Source organism: Halomonas borealis, assembly GCF_004798905.1.
In the GTDB taxonomy this organism is placed as follows: domain Bacteria; phylum Pseudomonadota; class Gammaproteobacteria; order Pseudomonadales; family Halomonadaceae; genus Halomonas; species Halomonas borealis.
Genome location: NZ_SDMO01000014.1, coordinates 26,417 through 47,204 on the forward strand (window position 1 = coordinate 26,417; position 20,788 = coordinate 47,204).

Below are 20,788 nucleotides of genomic sequence, written 5' to 3' on the forward strand. Positions count from 1 at the left end.
AGGCCATGTATCGGGTGATGCTGCTGCCCCATGACACCGACACCCGCGAACTTCGCCAGGCGCTCTGGGCGCAGCGTATCGGGCACCGCGTCACCGACGAGGGCGAAGGCCAGGTGCTGTGGCTGGCCGACCCCCGGCAGCAGGAGGCCATGCAGCGCCTGGTGATGCGCTGGCAGCGCGGTGAGCCGCTGGCGCCCGACGGGCAAGAGACGCGCGGTCGGCCGCCCATGCGCGATGGCCTGTCGGCCTGGCTGACGCCGTTGCGCCAGGTGCCGGTCACCGCATCCGCCCTGGTGCTATGCCTGCTGGTGTTCGTGGTGATGAGCATGCTCGGCGACTCGGTGATCGCCGCCATGACCATCGTGCCGGTGAGCGTGTCGGGCGGTCAGCTGGCCTTCGGTGGCCTCGGCGAGACGCTGGGCTCGGGCCAACTGTGGCGGCTGCTGTCGCCGGCCTTCCTGCATTTCGGCTGGATGCATCTGGTCTTCAACATGCTGTGGCTGTGGGTGTTCGGTCGCCAGGTCGAGGCGTACCACGGCCGCGGACGCATGCTGACGCTGCTGCTGGCCGCCGGTATCGGCGGCAATCTGGCTCAGTACGCCACCGGCACGGTGCTGTTCGGCGGCATGTCGGGCGTCGACTTCGCGCTGCTCGGCTATGTCTGGCTGATGGCGCGCCGTCGCCCGGGCGATGGTTTCTTCGTGCCCCAGATGCTGGTGGTCTTCATGCTCGGCTGGATGGTCTTCACGATGACCGAAATGGCCGGGCTGTTCGGCTTCGGCAACGTGGCCAACGAGGCTCACCTGGGCGGGTTGGTCGTGGGCCTGGCGCTGGGCTGGTATCATTCCCGCCGCACCCAGTCGCACTGAGGAGTGGCTGCGTTCGGCCGTACGGCGTTAAAAACCCTCCTAGAGGGCTCATCGACGGCTCGTAAGCTCCGCCTTTTCGCCGCTTTTGCCCTGCGACCCACATGAACGTGGGAAGTGCGTCGGCCCGTAGGAAGCGAGCCTGGCCCTGGCCTTCGCTCGCCGGCCTTTTCGAGCCTAGAGACACCGTCAATGACTGGCGTGTCTCGTCCCGATCCGTTTCTTCCGAGAGATCCCGCCATGAGCGATATGACCTTCGAGCGCATGATTCAACAGATGACCCCGGCCATCTACGAGAGCCTCAAGCAGGCGGTGGCGCTGCGTAAATGGCCGGATGGCCGCTTCTTGACGGCCGAACAGACCGAGCTGTGCCTCGAGGCGGTGATGCGTTTCGAAGCCGAGAACAACGTGCCCGCGGAGCAGCGTGTCGGTTACCTGGAACGCCGTACCTGCGGCGCCGACAGCAGCGGCGCCGGCGTCGACCCCGAGCAGGCCGGCCTCGGCCGGGATGTCGGCCGTGACTGAGGCCATCGCCGTGACAGGCTGTCTGACCAAGATGGCCGTGACGCCGGGCTCACCGGCACGTTATACCCTGCGCACCGGCGACCAGCGCCTCGACCTCAACGGCCTGCTGGGCCAGCCGCTGCGATTGAGCTGGAGCGGTGCCATCGCCTGCACCCACTGTGGCCGGGCGACCCGCAAGAGCTTCGGCCAGGGCCACTGCTACCCGTGTTTCAAGAAACTGGCTCGCTGCGACACCTGCATCATGAAGCCGGAACTGTGCCACTACTTCCAGGGCACCTGTCGCGAGCCCGAATGGGGCGAGACCCACTGCTTCCGGCCCCATGTGGTCTACCTGGCCAACGCCTCCGGACTCAAGGTCGGCATCACCCGAGACACCCAGGTGCCGACCCGCTGGCTCGACCAGGGCGCCGTCCAGGCGTTGCCGATCCTCGAGGTCGATACCCGTCAGCAGTCCGGCTTCGTCGAGATGCTGTTCAAGGGTGAGGTCTCGGATCGCACCAACTGGCGCGCCATGCTCAAGGGCGACACCCAGGAACTGGACCTGCCCGGCGAGCGCGACCGCCTGCTCGAGCGCCTCGCCCCGGGGCTCCTGGAGCTGCGCGAGCGCTTCGGTCATGAGGCCATCCGCGAGCTGGACACCACGCCCTACGCCTTCGAATACCCGGTGCTCGAGCATCCCACCAAGGTCGTCTCGCACAACTTCGACAAGCACCCCGAGGTGGCCGGCACCCTGCTCGGCATCAAGGGCCAATACGTGATCCTCGACAGTGGCGTGATCAATCTGCGCAAGTTCACCGGCTACGAGGTCACGGTCGAATCCTGAAGACGGCGCGTCGCTCGTGGTGTCGGCCCGGCTGTCATCCTGGCGCTAGTATACCGAGCCGAGTGCCTCGACTCGGTGTGTCTCGGCCGGTGGTTGCCAGCATCCTTGCCGGGGCGTGCCACCGAATCGCCTTTCCGTACCCGCACCTGTCCAGGATCCAGAGATCTAGGCGGCCCATGGGCCGGCGAAGGCCTCCGTCTCGTCCGGCGGCGGAGAGGACCATGCCTTCCTGAGATTGTCGGCACACGAAGAGGGCGCTACCGGAGGCCCCGGCAACCGAGGGTGCCGGGGCGTTTTGCAGGATCGTGGCTCAGAGGTGGGCAGGGTTGTGCAGGTCGCGCTCGTCGGCGGGCGGCGGCGTCCACTGGTAGATCCAGGTCTCGGTCAGCGGCTGGCCGTTGCCCTTCAAGTAGAGGCGCAGGTTGATCGGCTCGGTGCCGTCGTCCGGTGGTACCACATCGAACATGGCGCGATAGCCCTGGATCGCCTCCAGAGGACGGGCCGAGGTGATCTCGACGCGGCCCGCGGAGGCCTCGATGACCGGCTCGACCTCGAGATCCGTCTGGTCGTCGAGGGGGAAGGGGCCGCCCTGGAAGTCGACCACGAAGCGCCAGCTGAAGTATTCCCGCGGCTGGCCGACGACCCCGCCGAGGCCGGTGCGGGTGGCGACGCAGCGCGCCCGGGGCGACTGGTGGGGCGGGTAGGCGTGCCAGTAGAGGCGGTAGCCGAACAGCTGTTCCTGGCCTGGCTCGACGCGAGCCTCCGGGTGCCAGAACGCGGCGATGTTGTCGAAGGTCTCGTCGAGGGCGGGGATCTCGGCCAGCTGCACCGCGCCGGGGCCCCAGTCGCCCTTGGGTTCGACCCACAGGCTGGGCCGGCGGTCGTAGAAGACGCCGTCGTCCTGGTAGTGGTCGAAGTCGTGGTCGCGCTGGACCAGGCCGAAGCCTCGGGGGCTGGTGTCGCCGTAGCTGTTGAAGCGTAGCTGGCGGGGATTCACGAGCGGGCGCCACAGCCATTCGCCCTCGCCGGTGTGCATCGCCAAACCGTCGGAATCATGGATCTCGGGGCGCCAGTCCCAGCCGGCGTCGCGGTCGTTCTCGCCGACCAGGTACATGCTGGTCAGCGGGGCGATGCCCAGACGCTCGATGCCCTGGCGCGGGTAGAGGGCGGCATCGACATCCATGACCACGCCGGCCTCCGGATTGGTGATGCGGAAACGGTAGGCACCGGTGACGCTGGGCGACTCGAGCAGCGCATAGACGTTGACGGCCTCGCCGTCGTCATCGGGTTGCTCCAGCCAGAAGCGGGTGAAGTCGGGAAACTCCTCGGGGCGATTCATGGCGGTGTCGATGGCCAGGCCGCGCGCCGACATGCCGTACTGCAGGGAGTCGCTGACCGCGCGGAAGTAGCTGGCGCCGAGGAAGGCGGCGATGTCTCGCTGCCAGTCGTCGCGGTGGTGGAGGCGAAAGCCGGCGAATCCCAGCCGCTCGGAGAGCGCCTCGCCCTCGACGCCAGATTCCCCGAAGTCGAACATCGCCGGGTCGTAGGCGATCTCCTGGGCCTGGCCGTCACGCAGCGTGTAGATCCGTACCGGTCGCTTGAAGTTGCGGCCCAGGTGGAAGAGCTGAGCGCGAAAGGGCGAGGCCTCGTCCTTGGCCCAGAGGGCGTGATCGGGGCGGAAGCCGATGGCTTGGTACTGATCCCAGCTCAAGTCCTTGAGGCTTACGGGCAGCTCGGCGCCGGCCTCCCGCGGGGCCTTTTCGGAGAGCTGGCGGGCCAGGCCCTTGAGCCAGGCGTAATCGAAGGGCTCGCGGGGGCCGGTGGTGGGAACCCGCTGCGCCGTGGCGGCGAGCAGGGGGGAAATGGGCAGGAAGGCGCCGCCGAGGGCGGTGGTAGCCTTCAGGAAGTCGCGTCGGTTCATCGCTGTCGTCCCTGGGGTCGTGATTCCATGGTGGCTGGTCGTCGTGGGGCCAGAAGCGCCTGGCCGGCTAGTTCAGTGACAGGCGATGGCGCCGAGAGGTTCCGAAGGCGTTCATGCGAGGGCGCCACCGGTCGAGTGGCCGGTGGCGAGTGAGAGGCGGTGAGTGGGCGACGAGCGGCCAGTGATGCAGGCTGCGGCGAGGTAAAGAGGTGAGGCTCAGCCGGCGGCGCCGACCTGCTCGCCGTCCTTTGCGTCATCCTGTCGATAGGGGTTGTCGGGCATCAGGCAGCGGGGCAGGGCCTGGCGGCGCGAGTCCTCCTTGGGCCCGTAGTGCTTGGTCAGGTAGTCGAGGATGGTGGCTTCCTGCTCCGCTCGCCGTAGAGTTCGTGCAGCCCACGCTGACGTGGCGGTGTCTGGGGCATGGCCCACCTCCTGGCTGGCCCGGTATGGCTGGCGAGTCGGTCGGACCGTGATGATATGGGTGATAGGTGGGTAGCAACATTCAGCGTAGCAGCTGATCGATGCTTCACAGGCCAATGCCGACGAGAGGGTATGGGCATCATGGCCATATGCGGGGTTCGGGGCGATCGCGTTGACGCCCGGGGAGGCGGTTGCTAGCTTATCCGGGCTCTCGGGTGGCCCGCGAACCTGCCTAGAACGGTTGCTGGCCCGCCAGTGCGGGCCGAGGTGAAACGGGAAGTCGGTGATGTGTTCCGACGCTGCCCCTGCGACGGTGATCGAGTCAATCTCCGCCTCACGCCACTGTGCCTTGCACGGGAAGGCGGCGGAGACGAGGTGCGCCAGCGCCCCGCTCGTCAGCCCGGAGACCGGCCTGGGAGACAGCGCCATGGGGCACGATGCGACGATGTCATGCCCCGGGCTCGATGATAACCGAGTTGTCGTGCGGGTGAGCACGACACGGTGAGCAAGGACTCACATGCACCCTATTCCTCCCCCCCGTGGCCTGGCATTTTCCCTGGCCGCTCTGCCGCTGGCCAAGGCCCGCCGAGCCAGGCGAGGAGCTGTTGTTCGGCTACCGGCTAAGCTGGTGCGACCTGTCCGGGGGAGTGTGGCATCCGATGGCGGCGGCCCGCGCCGGCCGTCTGGTACGCGGGGCCACTGCCATCCCGAGGGCTCTGGTAGGGTGGGCGTCTCGCCAAGGATGCTCGGAGACGCCCCGTGACCGATGCCATGACGCCCATTCCCGCGCCGGATACCGCCTGTGCCGGGCGCGTGACCCACTATCTCGACACCCTGACCAAACCTCCGGGTAGCCTGGGGCGACTGGAGTCTCTGGCGGTGAGCCTGGCGGCGATCACCGGCGAGGACTTCCCCCGCGTGACGCCGCCCGCGGTCGTGGTGTTCGCCGCCGACCACGGCGTGGCGGCGGAGGGCGTATCGGCCTTTCCCCAGGCGGTGACCGCCCAGATGGTGGCCAACTTCGTCGCCGGCGGGGCGGCCATCAATGCCTTCGCCCGTCGCATCGGCGCGCGGCTCGAGGTGGTCGACGTGGGCGTGGCGGGGGCGCTGCCTGACGAGGGCATCGTCTGTGAGCGGGTGCGCCCGGGCACCGCCAACCTGGCTCGAGAGGACGCCATGACCCGCGACGAGGCGCTGGCCGCCATCGCCGCCGGCCGTCGCGCCGCCGAGCGGGCCGTCGCGGCGGGTGACCGCTGCCTGATCGTCGGCGAGATGGGCATCGCCAACACCACCGCCAGCAGCGCCATGCTGGCGGCGTTGACCGGCATTCCCGTCGCCGAGCTGGTGGGGCCGGGCACCGGCGTGGCCGGCGAGGCACTCGCCCACAAGCGCTCGGTGATCGAGGCGGCCCTGGCCGCGCGCGCGGCCGATCCCGCTGATCCGCTGGACGTGTTGGCGAAGCTCGGCGGGCTCGAGATCGCCGCCATGGCCGGGGCCTACCTGGAGGCCGCGGCGAGGCGACTGCCGGTGCTGGTCGATGGCTTCATCGCTACGCTGGCCGCGCTCGTGGCCTGCCGGCTCGACCCGGCGCTGCGCCCCTACTTGATCTTCGGCCATCGCTCCCACGAGCCCGGACACGCCCACGTCCTGGCGGCGCTGGACGCCGAGCCGCTGCTGGCCATGGAGTTGTGCCTGGGCGAGGGAAGCGGCGCGGCCCTGGCCTTCCCGCTGCTCGAGGCGGCCACGGCGATGCTTGCCGAGATGGCCACCTTCGGCACCGCCGGCGTCGACGACCGCGAGGCGCCCTGAGTCCGATGGAAGCCCCGCTGCGCCACGACCTTGACCACGATCAGCCCCCTCGGCCGCTGGCCTTCGGCGACGGCCTGTGTCTCGTCGCCGAGGCCGGCTGCCTGCACTTTCGGTCTCCCGAGCCGCTGCGCACCCTCAGCAACGCCCTGCTCGGCGAGGGGCTCGGCTGGGCCCGCGACTTCTGCAATTTCCACGTGGACAAGGACTATGCCGGCCGAGCCCCGGCCGACGACCTGCGCCGTTGGCTCGCCGCGCGCGGCCTGAACGAAGGCAGGGTGAAGGGCCGAGCCGAGGGCGGGCCCCTGGCGATGATGACCGCGGTGCCGCTGGTGCGGCTGGCGCTGGTGCCGGCCGACGCCGACGAGGCCGGCAGGCCACGGGTGCTGGCGGCGGTCACCGCCGGGGTGGGCAACGCCGTGGACATCACCGCGCCGGCGGCCGGTGACCCGCGCCCGGTGGCGGGCACCATCAACGTCTTGGTGTTCGTCGACGGCCATCTCACCGACGGCGCCCTGGTCAACGCCGCGCTCTCCGCCACCGAGGCCAAGGTCCAGGCCCTGGCGGCCTGCGGGGTGCGCGATCCCGAGCATGGCACCCCGGCCACCGGCACCTCCACCGACTGCCTGGCCATCGCCGCCACCCAGCGCGGCGCACCGACACCCTATGCCGGATCGGGTACGCGGCTGGGTCGGGCCATCGGCGCCGCGGTGTACCGCGGCGTGTGTGAGTCTCTGGCGGCGGGGGAGGGTGCGTCATGACGCTGGCGCCGCTGTCCTGGGAGCTGCTGGCGCTGATCGGTGTGGCGCTGGCCCTCGACCTCGCGCTGGGCGATCCGCCCTGGTGGCCCCATCCGGTGGTGGGCATCGGCCGGGTGATCGCGCGGCTCGAGCGGGCCTGGAACCATGGCCCCGCCGAGGCCCGACGACGGCGGGGCCTCTGGCTGGCGGCGCTGGTGGTCGGCGGCACCTGGGCGCTGGCCTGGGGCCTGCTGACGGCGCTGGCCTGGGCATCGCCCGGCCTGGCGCTGGTGATGGAACTCGTGCTGTTGGCCACGGCCTTCGCCACCCGGGGGCTCGCCGAGGCGGCCCGAGCGGTGGCCGTGCCGCTGCGGCGTGGTGACCTGCCGGCGGCGCGCCGCGCCCTGGGGCGTATCGTCGGGCGCGACACCGAGGCGCTGGACGAGGCGGGCCTGGCGCGCGGCGCGGTGGAGACCGTCGCCGAGAACACCGTGGATGGCATCACCGCGCCGCTGTGCTGGGCGCTGCTCGGCGGCGCGCCCCTGGCACTGGCCTACAAGGCGGTCAATACGTTGGATTCCATGGTCGGCTATCGCAGCCCCCGCCATGAGGCCTTCGGCCGCGCCTCGGCGCGCCTCGACGATGCCGTCAACTGGCTGCCGGCGCGGCTCACGGCCTTCGCCATGTGGCTCGCGGCGCGCCTCGTCGTCGGTGGCCGCACGCGGGGGGCAATGGCCGCCACCCGCCGCGAGGCGCCACGCCACCCCAGCCCCAACGCCGGCTGGCCGGAGGCGATGGTGGCGCAGCTGCTGGGCGTGCGGCTCGGCGGCCTCAGCCACTACGATGGGCGCGCCTCGCATCGCGCCACCCTCGGCTGCGCGCGGGAGCCGCTGGCGGTCGGCCACATCGAGGCCGCCATCCGCCATATGCACGGCGGCTGGCTGGGCGTGCTGGCGTTGCTGGCGCCTCTGGTGCTGGTGCGGGAGTGGCTGATATGACGTCGGACGCAATAATGGAAAACGCATCAGGCTGGCCGGGCCATGGCGGGCGCATCGCGCCGCTGCTGGCACGCTTCGGGCTGCCCTCGGACCACTCGGTGATCGATTTCAGCGCCAACCTCAACCCGCTGGGGCCACCGCCCTGGCTGGGCCAATGGCTGGCCGGCGCCGGCGAGGCGCTGTCGCGTTACCCGGACCCGGACGACGATCGGGCAAGACGCGCCATCGCCGCCTGCGACGGCGTGGCGCCGGAGCGGGTGCTGGTCACCAATGGCGGCATCGAGGCGATCCACCTCGCCGCCGCGCTGCATGCCGGCGGTCGCGCCCTGGTGATCGAGCCTACCTTCAGCGAATACGCCCTGGCCTGCCGCCGGCACGGCCTGACGATCGACCGGCTGGCGCTGGAGGCCCCGGCCTTCCGGCTCGATCTCGAGGCCGCCGAGGCGGCGATGGCCGGCGTCGACGTGGCCTTCCTGTGCCGCCCCAATAATCCTACCGGTACGCTGATCCCGCGCGGCGACGTCGAGAGACTGCTGGAACGCGCGCGGGAGACCGGCACCAGCCTGGTGGTGGACGAGGCCTTCGTGGATTTCACCGAAGGCGAGGAGCGCCTCACGCCGCTGCTCGAGAGGGCACCACACCTGCTGCTGCTGCGCTCGCTGACCAAGCTCTACGATGTGCCGGGGCTCCGGCTCGGTTACCTGCTCGGCGCCCCGGAAAGGGTCCGTCGCCTCGCCGAGGCGCAGATGCCCTGGAGCGTCAACGCCCTGGCGTTGGGGCTGGCGGCGCCGCTGCTCGCCGACCGGGACTATCTCGCCCGTACTCGCGCCTGGCTCGCCGCCGAGCGCGGCCTGTCGGCAAGTGTTCGTGCGCTCGGCTACGACGTGCCGGAGACCCACGCCAACTTCCTGCTGCTGCGCGGCGGGCGCGATGCCGCCACGGCCGGGGCGTTGTTCGCCTTCTTGCTCGAGCGTGGCCTGCTGGCCCGCCACACTCATGGTTTCACCGGCCTCGACGGCGCCTGGCTGCGCCTGGCGCTGCGCGGAGCGGACGACAACGCCCGGCTGCTCGAGGCCCTGGCGGCCTGGAGGCGACCATGATCGCCTTCGTTTCCGGTGGGGCGCGCTCAGGCAAGAGCGGCGTGGCCGAGACGCTGGTCGGCGACTGGCAGGCGGCCCGCGGCGGGGAGCGCCACTATCTGGCCACGGCCCGGGCCGGCGACGACGAGATGGTCGCGCGGATCGCCCGCCACCGCCGCGAGCGCGGCGAGGGCTGGGTGACCCTCGAGCCGCCGCTGGCCTTCGCCGAGGCGCTGGCGGCGCTCCCCCCGGGTGGCACGGTGCTGCTCGATTGCCTGACCCTGTGGGCCAGCCGGGTGATGTTCGAGGCCGGCCTCGCGGAAGACGAGGGCCGGGCGATGCTGGCGGGCGGGCTCGACGAGGCGCGCCGCCGCGGGTTGGCCCTGGTGGTGGTCTCCAACGACCTCAACGAGGACCTGCCGCCCCGTGATCCGCTGGTGTGGCGCTACCTGGCCTTCCTGCAGGCCCTGCATCGCGACCTGGCCGCCGAGGCGGACCGGGTGATCGAGGTGGTGGCCGGCCGGGCCATCGACTGGAAGGGAGAGGAGAGATGAAGGACGCGACCTTCGGCGCGCTGCTGGCCATCCAGTTCCTGACCCGGCTGCCGGTGACGCTTGCCTGCCCGTGGACGCCGGCCACCCGGCGCTGGGCGGCGCGGGCCTATCCGCTGGTGGGCGCGCTGGTCGGGGCGATCCTGGCCATCGCCGGCACGCTGCTCGCGGGGCTCTTGCCGCCGCCGCTGCTGACGCTTTTGCTGCTCAGCCTGTGGGTGGCGCTGACCGGCGGACTGCACCTCGACGGCCTGATGGACCTGGCCGATGCGCTCGGCAGCAACGCGCCGCTCGAGAAGCGTTGGGCGATCATGAAGGACCCCCAGGTGGGCAGCTTCGGGATGCTGGCACTGGTCTTCCAGCTGGCCTGGAAGGCGGCGTTGCTGTGGGCCCTGCTGGCCGCCGGGGCGAGCCCCTGGTGGCTGGCGCCGGTGATCGCGCTGGGCCGGCTGGGCGCGGTCGGCCTGCTGGTGGCGGTGCCCGCCGCCCGCCCCGAGGGCCTGGCCCACGCCTGGCAGCAGAGCCTCGGCGTGCGCGACCTGGCCCTGGCATCGCTGCCCATGCTGCCGGGCCTTTTCATCGCGCCCGGCATGGCCTGGCTGCTGGCCGGCCTGGCGGTCTTCATCATCATCTACGGCCGGGCGGTGCGCCGGGCCTTCGGCGGCATCAATGGCGACATCGTCGGGGCCGCCATCGAGGGAGGAGAACTATGGCTGCTGTTGATCGCCTGGAGCGTGTGGTCGTTCGTCACGATCTGACGCACCGGGCCTGTGAAGAGGGAGCGCGCCGATGAGTGACTTTCACCCGGACGATACTCGCTTCCTCGACGTGGTGGTCGTTCGTCATGGCCTGACGAGCTGGAACCAGGAGCGTCGCTATCAGGGCCATCGCGATATCCCGCTGCTGCTGCCCGAGGCGATGGCCGGTATCGAGCGGTTGCGCGAGGGGCTGGCCGAGGTCGCGTTCGATGCCGTGCACTGCAGCGACCTGACGCGCTGTCGTCAGACCCTGGCCCATGTGCTGGAGGGCCGGGTGCACGAGGGGCTGGCGACCCCCGAGGCCCGGGGCGACGCCCGGCTGCGTGAGCTGCACTTCGGCGACTACGAGGGCCAGACCTGGGCCGCGCTCAAGGACGATCCCGGCTACCGGGCCTGGGTCGACAGCCAGGGCCGGCTAGCCACCCCGGGCGGCGAATCCGCCGACGATCTTTGGGCGCGGTTATCGGTGTGGCTCGAGGAGGTGCTGGCCGAGGCGCATGAATCCGGGCATCGCCGCGTGCTGGCGGTCAGCCACGGCGGCGTCATCCGCGAACTGCGCCGGCGCCTGGAGGCGACGGACTTCTGGGACGGCGTGGTCGGCCAGGCCCAGGGGCGTTGTTTCACGTTCACACGCGAGAGGGACGGCTGGACATGCAGCTCTTCATCGGTGGTGCCCGCGCCGGCAAGCGCGACCTCGTAGCCGCGCGCTTCCCCGATGCCGCCTGGCATCGGCTGGACGAGGCGGGGCTCGAGGGCCGGAAGGCGCGTCGGACCCCGCATGTCCCGCTGGTCCTCACCGGCTGGACGGGCTGGCTGGCACATTCCCTGGCGGCCGAGCCCGACGACGACCGCCTGCGCGCGGGGCTGGCGGCGGCGCTCGAGGCGTTGGTCGAGGCGGAGCGGGGGAGCGACGCTGAGGTCGTGCTGATCCTGCCCGAGATGGGCCGCGGTATCGTGCCCATGGACCCCGCCGACCGCCGCCTGCGCGACCTGGCCGGCTGGCTGGCCCAGGACGCCGCCGCCCGCGCCGAGGCGGTCTGGTACGTCCGCCATGGCCTGGCGCGTAGGCTGTGAGTGGTCGGGGACTCTCGCCAGGGGCACCGGTGACAAGCCGAAGACGCACGCCGACGCCAGGGGTGAGGAGGATTCCTCCGAACGGGCTGGCCATGGATGGCCGGCACCGGCCCTGCCAGCGACGCGGCCGCGAGAGCTTCGCAGGGTGGCGGGAGCTTACAAGAAAGCCTTCACGGCGTGTCTGCGTCGGCGTGTCGACGGGATAGCCCCGAGCGTATCGGGTAGCGGTGATCTTGGGTCAGAGCCCACGCCGCGTTGACGCCCCGTCGGCCGGTTGCTAGCTTACGCGCACTCTCAGGTGACCCAGACCCGCCACGGCGGGCCGGGTTGAAACGGGAAGTCGGTGACGCTCACCTATCAGCCCAGTGAGCCAGTTCGACGCTGCCCCCGCAACGGTGATCGAGTGAAGGGCCGCCACTACCGGCAACGGTAGGCCACTGTGCCGACACGGCACGGGAAGGCGGCGGTCCGAGGCGCACGCCTCGCTCGTCAGTCCGGAGACCGGCCTGTGAGCGCATGCCAGGACGCGGTGGGCGAACCTCGGGCAGGGCGACTCGCCGAGGTCATGTCGATGCTCCCTTCCCGCGCCCCGCGTCCGGCCTTTCAAGGGATCATCGCCGCACGGGTGAGTGCGGCCCTGGGGACACACGACATGACAAGCTCTCCCTCTCGCCGCTGGCCGCTGGCCGCCCTGTTCCTGGGCGCGGCGCCGCTGGCCGCCGGCCAGGATGCTGGCGCCGACGAGGCCAGCGCCTCCGAGACCCTCAACCCGCTGGTGGTGACCGCCGCCCTGGCGCCGCGTACCGCCGACGAGAGCCTGGCCTCGGTCACCGTGATCGACGAGGCGCAGCTCCGGCGTCAGGACCCGACGGACATCACCGATGCGCTGCGTGCCCAGCCCGGCGTCGACGTCTCCTCCAACGGCGACTTCGGCAAGAATTCCGGCGTCTACCTGCGTGGCGCCGGCAGCCAGTCCACGCCGCTGATGATCGACGGCATCCGCCTGCGTTCCGCCACCACCGGCGGCCCGGCCTGGGAGTTTCTCGAGCCGCGCATGTTCGAGCGCGTCGAGATCGTGCGCGGCCCCCGCGGCAGCCTCTACGGCGCCGACGCCGTGGGCGGCGTGGTCCAGCTGTTCACGCCCGAAGGCGAGGGCGTGCCGACCCCGCGTATCACGCTCGGCGGCGGCAGCTTCGATACTCGCCGTGCCAGCGCCTCGCTCTCCGGCGCCGAGGGCGGCACCCGCTACTACGTGGCTGCCAGCCGCCTGGAGAGCGACGGCTACGAGATCGTCGACGGCGAGGGTGACAAGGGCTATGACAACACCACCGGCCTGATGCGCCTCTCGCACACCTTCGCCGGTGGCGCCGAGCTGGGCGTGCTGGCGCTGCGGGCGCGCGGCAACACCGAGTTCGATTCCTTCGGCGCGCCACGGGACACCGACTATGCCCAGCAGGTGGCCGGCGTTTACGGCGAGCTACCGATCACCGAGGCCTGGCGCAGCCGCCTGACCCTCAGCGAGGCGCGCGATGAGCGCGAGACGCACGGCGGCAGCAGCACCTCGGTCTTCGACACTCGCACTCGCACCGCCCGCGGGGAGAATACCCTGGCCCTAGGCCGCCACGAGCTGATCGCCGGTGCCGAATACCAGGAAGATAACATCGATGGCAGCGACACCGGTTTCGGCACCTACGCCGAGGGCAGCCGCGACAACACGGCGGTCTTCACCCAGGCGCTGCTGGACTTCTCGCCGCTGAGCGTCCAGGCCTCGCTGCGCCACGACGACAACGAGGCCTTCGGCGAGGAGACGACCGGCAGTCTGGCGCTGGGGATTGCGCTCGACGATATCCACACCCTGCGCGCCAGCTACGGCACCGCCTTCCGTGCGCCGACCTTCAACGAGCTCTACTATCCCGGCTTCGCCAACGCCGACCTCGCCCCGGAAACTTCGGCCACCTATGAACTGGGCCTTCGAGGCCAGCTCGGCCGCGGCTTCTGGGATCTCGCGGTCTACCGCAGTGAGGTTGACGACCTGATCACCAATATCGACACCGATGGCGACGGCTTCGTGGATACGCCGGAGAACGTCGAGCGTGCTCGCATCCGCGGCGTGGAGCTGGCCACCGGTGCCGACGTCAATGACTGGACGCTGCGCGCGGCTCTGACTTACACCGACCCCGAGAACCGCGAGACCGGCAAGCGCCTGGCCCGCCGCGCCTCGCATAGCCTGCGCTTCGATGCCGACCGCGAGCTGGGCGACTGGAACCTGGGCGGCTCGTTGATCGCCCAGGGCGAGCGCTTCGACGATGCGGCCAACAAGGAGCGCCTCGGCGGTTTCGCCACTCTTGACCTACGCGCCGGCTGGAATTTTGCCCCGGGCTGGTCGACCCGCCTGACGCTGGAAAATGTCTTGGACAAGGAGTATGAAACCGTCCGTGGCTATAACAGCTCGGGCCGCGCGGCCTTTGTCAGTCTGAGCTTCGGCGGCTGATGTCGATCTGGCGACACTCGGCGTGGTTGGCCGCCGTGGCCATGTTGTGGCTGACGGCTGGGCTGTCTTTCGCGCAGGCCCAGGCCGCCGACGAGGTCTGTGTCACCGACGATGCCGCCCGCAAGGTCTGCCTGGACGCCCCGGCGCAGCGCATCGTGGCGCTGTCGCCCGGCGTCACCGAGCTACTGTTCGCCGCCGGCGCCGGCGAGCGGGTGGTGGGGGCGGTCAGTTTCAGCGACTATCCCGCTGCGGCCGAGGCGTTGCCCCGGGTCGGCAGCTACGACCGCCTCGACCTCGAGGCGCTGCTGGCCCTCGAGCCTGACCTGATCGTGGCCTGGGCCGGCGGCAATCCCCGCGAGCAGGTCGACCGCCTGGCCGCGCTCGGCCTGCCGGTGTATTTCTCCGATGCCGGCGACTTCGCCGATATCGCCGCGAGCCTCGAGCGCCTGGGCGCGTTGGCCGGCAGCGAGGCGCAAGGCCAGGCCGCGGCCGACACGCTGCACGGCGAGGTGGCCGAGCTGCGCGACCGCTACGCCGACGCCGCCCCGGTGCCGGTCTTCTACCAGGTCTGGGACGAGCCGCTGATGACGGTCAACGGCGAACACTGGATCAGCCAGGCGCTGTCGCTGTGCGGCGGCGAGACCCTGTTCGCCGACGAGGCGCCGCTGGCGCCGCGCCTCGGCCGCGAGGCGGTGCTGGCCCGCGATCCCGAGGCGATCATCACCGGTGGGATGGGCGAGCCCGACGCCACTTGGCTCGAGGCCTGGCGCGAGTTTCCCGAGCTTTCCGCGGTGCGCCGCGACAACCTGTTCTTCGTCGATCCCGATCTGGTCCAGCGTGCCACGCCGCGGCTGGTCGAGGGCACTCGGGCGTTGTGTGCTCACCTGGAGGTCGCCCGTGAGCGGCGCTAGGTCGCGCGGTCTGTCGCCGCAGTGGCGCCACCCGCTGGTCTGGCTGGCGCTGGCCGCGCTGCTGTCGCAGAGCCTGGCGCTGTCGCTCGGCAGCGTGTCGATCGGCCCGGGCGAACTCGTCCAGGTGCTCGCCGGCGGCGGCGAGGCGCTGCATCGCACCTTGGTGCTGGAGCTGCGCCTGCCCCGTGCGCTGGCGGCCTTCGGCACCGGCGCGCTGCTGGCCATGGCCGGGGCGCTGATGCAGATTCTGCTGCGCAATCCGCTGGCCGATCCCTACGTGTTGGGACTCTCAGGCGGCGCCTCGGTGGCGGCGCTTCTGGCCATGCTGGCCGGGCTCGGCGCGACCCTGGTGGGTGGCGCGGCCTTCGCCGGGGCGCTGGCCTCGACGCTGATCGTCTTCGGCCTGGCCCATGGGGGCGGCAGCTGGACGCCGACCCGGCTGCTACTCACCGGCGTGGTGATGGCGTCGGGCTGGGGCGCGGTGATCACCTTCCTGCTGGCGATCAGCCCGGTGGAGCGGCTGCCCGGCATGCTCTACTGGCTGATGGGTGATCTGGCCTATGCCGCCAGCCCCTGGCCGGTGCTGGTGATGACCATGGTGGCCCTGGTCGTGGTGCTGCCGCTGGGGCGCACGCTCAACGTGCTGGCCCGGGGCGGGCAGCAAGCCGCCGCCCTGGGCGTGGCGGTGCGGCCGCTGGAGTGGACCCTCTACCTGCTGGCGAGCCTGGTCACCGCGGTGGCGGTGACCACCGCCGGCAGCGTCGGCTTCGTGGGTTTGATGGTGCCGCACATGCTGCGCCTGAGGCTCGGCAACGACCAGCGACGCATCCTGCCGGCGAGCCTGCTGGCCGGCGGGACCCTGCTGACCCTGGCCGATACCCTGGCGCGGACCCTGATCGCCCCGCAGCAGCTGCCGGTGGGCGTGATCACCGCGCTGATCGGGGTGCCCACCTTCCTCTTCCTGCTGCAGCGGAGCCGGCGATGACGGACCTGGCGACGAAGGGTTGGAAAGCGAAGGGGCTGGAGGCGAGGGGCCTGGTGATCGACGTGCCGGGTCGGCCGGACGGTCGGGCGCTCGACCTGGCCATCGAACCCGGTCAGCGCTGGGGTGTGCTCGGGCCCAACGGCGCCGGCAAGACCACGCTGCTGCATACCCTGGCCGGGCTCCGGCCGCCGCGGGCGGGGGAGGTCTGTCTCGACGGGCGGCCGCTGCCGCGCTGGCGGCGCCGCGCGCTGGCCCGGCGGCTGGGTGTGGTGTTCCAGGAACGTCACGACGACTTTCCGGCCACGGTGCGCGAGACCGCCTTGATCGGCCGCCATCCGTTCCTCTCGCCCTGGCGACAGGAGAGGCCCGCGGATCACGCCCTCGCGGCGGCGGCGCTCGAGCGCCTCGAGCTCTCGCACCTGGCCGAGCGCGAGCTGGCGACGCTCTCCGGTGGCGAGCGCCAGCGGGTCAGCCTGGCCACGGTGCTGACCCAGGCGCCGGACGTCTGGCTCGCCGACGAGCCCACCAACCACCTCGACCTGCATCACCAGGTGGCGGCCATGGCACTGCTCGCCGAGCAGGCCGACCGCGGCCACGGCGTGATGATGTGCCTGCACGACCTCAACCTGGCGGCGCGCTGGTGCAGCCACCTGCTGTTGCTCTACCCCGACGGCGAGGCCTGCTGGGGAGAGGCGCAGGCCATGCTGACGGTCGAGACCCTCGAAAGCCTCTATAACCAACAACTGATGTGTGTCGAAGCCGACGGGGCGCCGGTCTTCGTGCCGATCCGCTGACTCAATCTCGTTTGAGCTTCTTCAGCCGCTGTGCCGCGAGTTGGTTGGACTTCATGCGCTCCGGGCGCTTCATCGACTGCCAGCGGGTGATCTCCTCGGTGGTGCGACCGCAGCCCACGCACAGCCCACCCTTGAGCTGGCAGATCGAGACGCAGGGGCTCTCGATGCGCTTGGCCATCAGTGCCGCTCCAGCACGGCCAGCCGCCGCTCCCAGTCGCCGCCCTGCACGCGGCGGCACTCCTCCTCGCTGTCGGCGTCCAGATGGGCGTCGATATCGCGAACCTCCACGTCCACCTCGAAAAGGGCGGCCTGGGTCAGCTCGCGCATTCGCCGGCGACCGTCGCCCTTGAGGGCGCGGGTCAGGTCGTCCTGCTTCTCGAATACCCAGACCACGCGCAGGCTGGCCGGGAAGCGCCGGTAGTCCACCAGATGGGTGAGCCAGGCGAAGCCCGGCAGCAGCGGTTTGGCGGTCTCGCAGGCGTCGGTCAGGGCCTGGGTCAGGCGGCGTTCCATCTGCCGGCTGGCTTTCTTGTCGAGCATATCGAGCCCTCTCGTGTCATGTCGTGTGGCGGGGCAGGGTAGCGATCTACAGGGCGTGGCGGAAGCGCAGCACCGGTCGATCCTGTTCGGGATCGTCGAGGAAGTCGGCATGCACGCCGAAGGTGTCTCGCAGCCGCTCGAGGGTCAGCACCTCCCGGGGCGGGCCGATGTCGACCAGCCGACCGCCGTCCATCACCCCGATGCGGTCGCAGTCCATGGCCTGGTCGAGGTCGTGAAGGGCGATGACCACGGTGATCGGCAGCTGTCGCACCAGGCGCAGGATCGACAGCTGGTGGCGGATGTCCAGATGATTGGTGGGTTCGTCGAGCAACAGGGCCTTCGGCTGCTGGGCCAGGGCTCGGGCGATGTGCACGCGTTGGCGCTCGCCGCCGGAGAGGGTGTGCCATAGTCGCTCGGCCAGCGTCTCGAGGCCGACCTCGGCCAGGGCTCGGTCGACGATGGCGTCGTCCTCCGCGGTCCAGGGGCTCAGTGGCGATAGGAAAGGCGTGCGTCCCAGCGCGACCGCCTGGCGAACCTCGAGGCGGTCGAGGGTGTCCGCCTGCTGCTCGACGAAGGCGATGGCACGGGCGATCTCGTGGGGCCGCATGTCACGCATCGCCCGGCCATCCGCCAGGGCGCGTCCGGTCCTGGGGCGGCGCAGCCCGGCCAGCACGCGCAGCAGGGTGGTCTTGCCCGAGCCGTTGGGACCGACCAGGCCGAAGGTCTCGCCCGGCTCCACCGTCAGGCTGACGTCGTCCAGCAGCCGGCGGCCGTGGACCCGCCAGTCGACGCGTTCGGCGCAGAGCCTCATCGCGTCCTCGCCCCGCGGATCAGGATCAGGGCGAAGGCCGGGGCGCCGATCAGCGCCGTGACCACGCCGATCGGCAGCACCTGGCCGGCGACCAGGGTGCGCGAGAGCACGTCGGCGCCGATCAGGAAGACGGCCCCGGCCAGCGCCGAGGTCGGCACCAGTCGGGTGTGACGGCTGCCGACCAGAAAGCGCATGGCATGGGGAATCACCAGCCCGACGAAGCCGATGGCACCGACCATCGACACCATGGCCGCGGTGACCAGCGCCATGGCGGCGATCAGCACGCCGCGCACCCGACGCACGGGGATGCCCAGCGAGGCGGCGCTGTCGGCGCCGAAGGTGAAGGCGTCCAGGGCGCGCCGGTACCATAGGCAGATCGCCAGGCCGGCCAGGGCGGCGGGCAGCCCCAGGGCGACGTCGTCCCAGCGGACGCCGGAGAGGTTGCCCATCAGCCAGAACATGATGCCGCGGGCCTGCTCGGCGCTCGCCGACTTGGCGATGATCAGCGCGGTGAGGGCGTTGAACAGCTGCGAGCCGGCGATGCCGGCGAGGATGATGGCGCCGGCGGCCTGGGTCGCACGGCCGCCACCGGTGCCGCTGCCGGCGGCGTGGGCCAGCACCACCACCAGGCCGAAGGCCAGGCCGGCGCCGGCGAAGGCGCCCAGCGACAGCGTCAGGGTGCCGGCGCCGAGGCCGAGGATGGCCACCGAGACGGCGCCGGTGGACGCGCCGGCGGAGATGCCCATCAGGAAGGGATCGGCGAGCGGGTTGCGCAGCAGCGCCTGGAGTACCACGCCCGCGAGGGCAAGCCCGGTACCGCAGCAGGCGGCGAGGATCGCCCGGCTCAGTCGGTAGTTCCAGACGATGCCGGCGTCGATGCGGTCCACCGCGAAGGCCGCGCCGCCGAGGTGGTTGGCCAGCACCTTGAGGATGGTGTCGAACGGTATCGCCGTCTCGCCGATGGCGGTGCCCGCCATCACCGCGGAGAATAGCAGCAGCGGTGCCAGCCAGCCCCAGTGCCAGGCGGAGCGAGGCGGTCTCGCGCTGGCCATGGCCGGGTGCGATAGTCGGACGGCGCCGTTCATCGCTCTAAGGACATCCCGGACAGGGCATCCACCAGCGTCTCGAGGCCATGGATCGTGCGCATCGTCGCACTCATGGCGTGGGCATCCATCTCGATGATGTGGCCATTCCTGACCGCCGACATGTCGCGTGCCACGGGATCGTTGTGCAGGAACTCTCGTTTGGCCTCGACGCTGTCCGCCGCGTAACGACGGCGATCCATGGTGGCGATGACGATGATGTCCGGATCGGATCTGGCGATCGACTCCCAGCCGACGGTCGGCCATTCCTCATCGGATTCGATGACATTCTGGAGGCCGATCTTGTCCATAATGTAGCCTGGTGCGCCGAGCCTTCCAGCGACGTAGGGGGCCGATGATTCGTCGGGGGATGAGAACCAGAAGACCGCCGAAAGATTGTCGGGAAGGGACAATGATTCGGCCCGGGAAATGGCCTCATTCTCGCGGTCTTTAAGATCATTGATCAGGCTGTTTCCGGCATCCTTTACATCGAAGACGGTGGCCAGTTCCTGGATGCCCTTGTAGACCGAGTCGGTGGAGAAGGCGGCGGTACGGGTGCCGTCGCCGCCGGTGGCATTGTCCTTGGTGTCGCAGTCGGCGGGCATGATGTAGGTGTCGATGCCGAGGTCATGGAACTGATCGCGGGTCGCCACGCTTCCGGTGGGGCCGATGTGCCACTCATACTGGGCCGCGACAAGGTCTGGCCGCCTGTTGACCACCGCTTCGAAGCTTGGGTCATTGTCGGAAATTCGCTCGATATCGGCGTTGGTTTTCTGGAACTGTGGCAGCACCGGTGTGAACCAGACAGAGGTCCCGACGATGCGGTCGGCGAGCTCCAGTGCGTAGAGAATTTCGGTCGCCGACTGACCGACAGTGACGGTGCGATCGGGTGCGGCATCGACACGAATTTCGCGGCCACAATTCATCATCGTCAGCGGATAATGTGTCGCCTCCGCCACGGCGGATGACGCTGGAATGAGCGAGAGCACTGCGAGTAGTCTGCGAGCGAGAGTCATGCGTCGGTGTCCAGGTGGGGAGGGGAAGAGGCCGACCGGCGACGGGAGATTGCCACGAGTTTCGTGGCGTTTTCCACTCCCATCGACGCCCGTGTCGATACCTGCATCAACGAGAGGCCGGTAGCCTGCGCGGGAGGCTTTTCCGTGGAAAGATATAGTTATGTTATAACGTAACAAAAATATCTGACAAGGGGGTTGCTCGCCGGCGCCGGTCGAGTGCGCGGGCAATTGCGTGGGGTAGGGCCGGTCCATTACGATAGCCCTCCGAAGACAGGTGCCCCTGAGGTCCAGGGGATAATCGGGAAGTCTGGTAAGGCCACGGCCGATCCCAGCGCTGCCCCCGCAACGGTAATGAAGCGCGATCCGCGATGACCACTGGCGACATGCCGGGAAGGTGCGGATCACGGCACGACGCCCACGGCCATGCCCCGGCGAGTGCCCCTTCTGAGCCCGGAGACCGGCCTGTCACGTCGAGTCATTCCATGCCGGTGCGGTGGGCACCGAGAGGATCAACATGCCCGTGTTTGTCGATTCCCCCTCCCGGCGGAGCCTCCGCCGTGGTGCGCGTCCCGCGTCCGTCTGCCGTATCCCGGCCGT

The 20,788-nt window shown here is 70.3% G+C and carries 22 protein-coding genes and 3 riboswitches; of the genes, 15 read left to right on the forward strand and 7 right to left on the reverse strand.

The annotated features are described in order from the left end of the window. Positions 1-5: 5 nt before the first annotated feature. From ETC07_RS12925 to ETC07_RS12935, 3 genes are all read left to right on the forward strand, one after another. Entirely contained in the window at positions 6-869 is an 864-nt protein-coding gene (locus tag ETC07_RS12925; RefSeq protein ID WP_136248935.1) for a rhomboid family intramembrane serine protease, read from the forward strand. A 237-nt stretch (positions 870-1,106) separates the two neighbouring features. Next, a complete protein-coding gene (locus tag ETC07_RS12930) occupies positions 1,107-1,391 on the forward strand; it encodes a YeaC family protein (protein WP_136248936.1) in 285 nt (94 codons plus the stop codon). Then, complete coding sequence (locus ETC07_RS12935; RefSeq protein ID WP_240724651.1) at positions 1,375-2,214, forward strand: DUF2797 domain-containing protein; 840 nt, start codon at positions 1,375-1,377, stop codon at positions 2,212-2,214. The genes ETC07_RS12930 and ETC07_RS12935 overlap by 17 nt, the downstream gene beginning before the upstream one ends. A gap of 310 nt (positions 2,215-2,524) precedes the next feature. Here ETC07_RS12935 and ETC07_RS12940 read toward each other — a convergent pair whose 3' ends face one another. Together ETC07_RS12940 and ETC07_RS12945 are read right to left on the reverse strand one after the other, a co-directional pair. Beyond that, a complete protein-coding gene (locus ETC07_RS12940; RefSeq protein WP_136248937.1) occupies positions 2,525-4,135 on the reverse strand; it encodes an OpgD/OpgG family glucan biosynthesis protein in 1,611 nt (536 codons plus the stop codon). A 216-nt stretch (positions 4,136-4,351) separates the two neighbouring features. After that, positions 4,352-4,564: a hypothetical protein gene (locus ETC07_RS12945; protein ID WP_136248938.1), complete on the reverse strand. Its 213-nt coding sequence runs from the start codon at positions 4,562-4,564 to the stop codon at positions 4,352-4,354. Between the two features lie 219 nt (positions 4,565-4,783). Beyond that, positions 4,784-4,985, forward strand: a riboswitch (cobalamin riboswitch). A 341-nt stretch (positions 4,986-5,326) separates the two neighbouring features. Here ETC07_RS12945 and cobT point away from each other — a divergent pair. From cobT to ETC07_RS13005, 12 genes are all read left to right on the forward strand, one after another. Next, positions 5,327-6,364: a nicotinate-nucleotide--dimethylbenzimidazole phosphoribosyltransferase gene (gene cobT / locus ETC07_RS12950; RefSeq protein WP_168709225.1), complete on the forward strand. Its 1,038-nt coding sequence runs from the start codon at positions 5,327-5,329 to the stop codon at positions 6,362-6,364. Between the two features lie 5 nt (positions 6,365-6,369). Next, positions 6,370-7,122, forward strand: a complete 753-nt coding sequence (locus ETC07_RS12955) for an adenosylcobinamide amidohydrolase (RefSeq protein ID WP_136248940.1) — start codon at positions 6,370-6,372, stop codon at positions 7,120-7,122. Continuing rightward, positions 7,119-8,099, forward strand: a complete 981-nt coding sequence (cbiB, locus tag ETC07_RS12960) for an adenosylcobinamide-phosphate synthase CbiB (RefSeq protein WP_136248941.1) — start codon at positions 7,119-7,121, stop codon at positions 8,097-8,099. The genes ETC07_RS12955 and cbiB overlap by 4 nt, the downstream gene beginning before the upstream one ends. A 14-nt stretch (positions 8,100-8,113) precedes the next feature. Continuing rightward, positions 8,114-9,199, forward strand: a complete 1,086-nt coding sequence (gene cobD / locus ETC07_RS12965; RefSeq protein WP_136248942.1) for a threonine-phosphate decarboxylase CobD — start codon at positions 8,114-8,116, stop codon at positions 9,197-9,199. Beyond that, complete coding sequence (locus ETC07_RS12970; protein ID WP_136248943.1) at positions 9,196-9,732, forward strand: bifunctional adenosylcobinamide kinase/adenosylcobinamide-phosphate guanylyltransferase; 537 nt, start codon at positions 9,196-9,198, stop codon at positions 9,730-9,732. Before cobD ends, ETC07_RS12970 begins: the two co-directional genes overlap by 4 nt. After that, positions 9,729-10,487: an adenosylcobinamide-GDP ribazoletransferase gene (gene cobS / locus ETC07_RS12975; RefSeq protein ID WP_136248944.1), complete on the forward strand. Its 759-nt coding sequence runs from the start codon at positions 9,729-9,731 to the stop codon at positions 10,485-10,487. Before ETC07_RS12970 ends, cobS begins: the two co-directional genes overlap by 4 nt. A gap of 31 nt (positions 10,488-10,518) precedes the next feature. Next, the gene (locus ETC07_RS12980; RefSeq protein WP_136248945.1) at positions 10,519-11,187 is read left to right on the forward strand and encodes a histidine phosphatase family protein; all 669 of its coding nucleotides are present in this window, start codon (positions 10,519-10,521) and stop codon (positions 11,185-11,187) included. Continuing rightward, positions 11,139-11,561, forward strand: coding sequence for a bifunctional adenosylcobinamide kinase/adenosylcobinamide-phosphate guanylyltransferase (locus ETC07_RS12985; protein ID WP_136248946.1), 423 nt, complete (start codon positions 11,139-11,141; stop codon positions 11,559-11,561). Before ETC07_RS12980 ends, ETC07_RS12985 begins: the two co-directional genes overlap by 49 nt. Before the next feature lie 279 nt (positions 11,562-11,840). After that, a riboswitch (cobalamin riboswitch) is annotated at positions 11,841-12,085 on the forward strand. A gap of 128 nt (positions 12,086-12,213) precedes the next feature. Further along, positions 12,214-14,052: a TonB-dependent receptor domain-containing protein gene (locus ETC07_RS12990; protein WP_136248947.1), complete on the forward strand. Its 1,839-nt coding sequence runs from the start codon at positions 12,214-12,216 to the stop codon at positions 14,050-14,052. Continuing rightward, positions 14,052-14,963: a cobalamin-binding protein gene (locus ETC07_RS12995; protein WP_136248948.1), complete on the forward strand. Its 912-nt coding sequence runs from the start codon at positions 14,052-14,054 to the stop codon at positions 14,961-14,963. Before ETC07_RS12990 ends, ETC07_RS12995 begins: the two co-directional genes overlap by 1 nt. Further along, the gene (locus ETC07_RS13000) at positions 14,950-15,948 is read left to right on the forward strand and encodes a FecCD family ABC transporter permease (RefSeq protein WP_205742551.1); all 999 of its coding nucleotides are present in this window, start codon (positions 14,950-14,952) and stop codon (positions 15,946-15,948) included. The genes ETC07_RS12995 and ETC07_RS13000 overlap by 14 nt, the downstream gene beginning before the upstream one ends. Then, positions 15,945-16,742 (forward strand): ABC transporter ATP-binding protein, encoded by a 798-nt coding sequence (locus ETC07_RS13005; protein ID WP_136248949.1) that lies wholly within the window; start codon positions 15,945-15,947, stop codon positions 16,740-16,742. The genes ETC07_RS13000 and ETC07_RS13005 overlap by 4 nt, the downstream gene beginning before the upstream one ends. 1 nt (position 16,743) lies before the next feature. Here the strand turns inward: ETC07_RS13005 and ETC07_RS13010 are convergent, their stop codons facing one another. From ETC07_RS13010 to ETC07_RS13030, 5 genes are read right to left on the reverse strand one after another with little or no spacing between them, the layout of a single operon-like run. Next, positions 16,744-16,920 (reverse strand): DUF1289 domain-containing protein, encoded by a 177-nt coding sequence (locus ETC07_RS13010; protein ID WP_136248950.1) that lies wholly within the window; start codon positions 16,918-16,920, stop codon positions 16,744-16,746. Further along, a complete protein-coding gene (locus ETC07_RS13015; RefSeq protein ID WP_136248951.1) occupies positions 16,920-17,282 on the reverse strand; it encodes a hypothetical protein in 363 nt (120 codons plus the stop codon). Before ETC07_RS13015 ends, ETC07_RS13010 begins: the two co-directional genes overlap by 1 nt. Before the next feature lie 46 nt (positions 17,283-17,328). Then, positions 17,329-18,093 carry an ABC transporter ATP-binding protein gene (locus ETC07_RS13020; RefSeq protein ID WP_136248952.1) on the reverse strand — a complete coding sequence of 255 codons (765 nt, stop codon included), beginning with the start codon at positions 18,091-18,093 and terminating at the stop codon, positions 17,329-17,331. Next, positions 18,090-19,145 carry a FecCD family ABC transporter permease gene (locus ETC07_RS13025; RefSeq protein WP_136248984.1) on the reverse strand — a complete coding sequence of 352 codons (1,056 nt, stop codon included), beginning with the start codon at positions 19,143-19,145 and terminating at the stop codon, positions 18,090-18,092. The genes ETC07_RS13020 and ETC07_RS13025 overlap by 4 nt, the downstream gene beginning before the upstream one ends. Before the next feature lie 29 nt (positions 19,146-19,174). Further along, a complete protein-coding gene (locus ETC07_RS13030; RefSeq protein ID WP_136248953.1) occupies positions 19,175-20,191 on the reverse strand; it encodes an ABC transporter substrate-binding protein in 1,017 nt (338 codons plus the stop codon). Between the two features lie 255 nt (positions 20,192-20,446). Further along, positions 20,447-20,671, forward strand: a riboswitch (cobalamin riboswitch). The last annotated feature ends 117 nt before the right edge of the window (positions 20,672-20,788 follow it).

Excerpts from the sequence above, each read along its gene's own strand:
- ETC07_RS13015 (WP_136248951.1), bottom strand. The coding sequence starts at position 17,282 with ATGCTCGACAAGAAAGCCAGCCGGCAGATGGAACGCCGCCTGACCCAG.
- ETC07_RS13005 (WP_136248949.1), top strand. The coding sequence starts at position 15,945 with ATGACGGACCTGGCGACGAAGGGTTGGAAAGCGAAGGGGCTGGAGGCG.
- ETC07_RS12930 (WP_136248936.1), top strand. The coding sequence starts at position 1,107 with ATGAGCGATATGACCTTCGAGCGCATGATTCAACAGATGACCCCGGCC.
- ETC07_RS13020 (WP_136248952.1), bottom strand. The coding sequence starts at position 18,093 with ATGAGGCTCTGCGCCGAACGCGTCGACTGGCGGGTCCACGGCCGCCGG.
- ETC07_RS12955 (WP_136248940.1), top strand. The coding sequence starts at position 6,370 with ATGGAAGCCCCGCTGCGCCACGACCTTGACCACGATCAGCCCCCTCGG.
- cbiB (WP_136248941.1), top strand. The coding sequence starts at position 7,119 with ATGACGCTGGCGCCGCTGTCCTGGGAGCTGCTGGCGCTGATCGGTGTG.
- ETC07_RS12935 (WP_240724651.1), top strand. The coding sequence starts at position 1,375 with ATGTCGGCCGTGACTGAGGCCATCGCCGTGACAGGCTGTCTGACCAAG.
- cobT (WP_168709225.1), top strand. The coding sequence starts at position 5,327 with ATGACGCCCATTCCCGCGCCGGATACCGCCTGTGCCGGGCGCGTGACC.
- cobD (WP_136248942.1), top strand. The coding sequence starts at position 8,114 with ATGGAAAACGCATCAGGCTGGCCGGGCCATGGCGGGCGCATCGCGCCG.
- ETC07_RS13010 (WP_136248950.1), bottom strand. The coding sequence starts at position 16,920 with ATGGCCAAGCGCATCGAGAGCCCCTGCGTCTCGATCTGCCAGCTCAAG.
- ETC07_RS13030 (WP_136248953.1), bottom strand. The coding sequence starts at position 20,191 with ATGACTCTCGCTCGCAGACTACTCGCAGTGCTCTCGCTCATTCCAGCG.
- cobS (WP_136248944.1), top strand. The coding sequence starts at position 9,729 with ATGAAGGACGCGACCTTCGGCGCGCTGCTGGCCATCCAGTTCCTGACC.
- ETC07_RS12925 (WP_136248935.1), top strand. The coding sequence starts at position 6 with ATGTATCGGGTGATGCTGCTGCCCCATGACACCGACACCCGCGAACTT.
- ETC07_RS12940 (WP_136248937.1), bottom strand. The coding sequence starts at position 4,135 with ATGAACCGACGCGACTTCCTGAAGGCTACCACCGCCCTCGGCGGCGCC.
- ETC07_RS12985 (WP_136248946.1), top strand. The coding sequence starts at position 11,139 with ATGCAGCTCTTCATCGGTGGTGCCCGCGCCGGCAAGCGCGACCTCGTA.
- ETC07_RS12990 (WP_136248947.1), top strand. The coding sequence starts at position 12,214 with ATGACAAGCTCTCCCTCTCGCCGCTGGCCGCTGGCCGCCCTGTTCCTG.
- ETC07_RS13025 (WP_136248984.1), bottom strand. The coding sequence starts at position 19,145 with ATGGCCAGCGCGAGACCGCCTCGCTCCGCCTGGCACTGGGGCTGGCTG.
- ETC07_RS12980 (WP_136248945.1), top strand. The coding sequence starts at position 10,519 with ATGAGTGACTTTCACCCGGACGATACTCGCTTCCTCGACGTGGTGGTC.
- ETC07_RS12995 (WP_136248948.1), top strand. The coding sequence starts at position 14,052 with ATGTCGATCTGGCGACACTCGGCGTGGTTGGCCGCCGTGGCCATGTTG.
- ETC07_RS12970 (WP_136248943.1), top strand. The coding sequence starts at position 9,196 with ATGATCGCCTTCGTTTCCGGTGGGGCGCGCTCAGGCAAGAGCGGCGTG.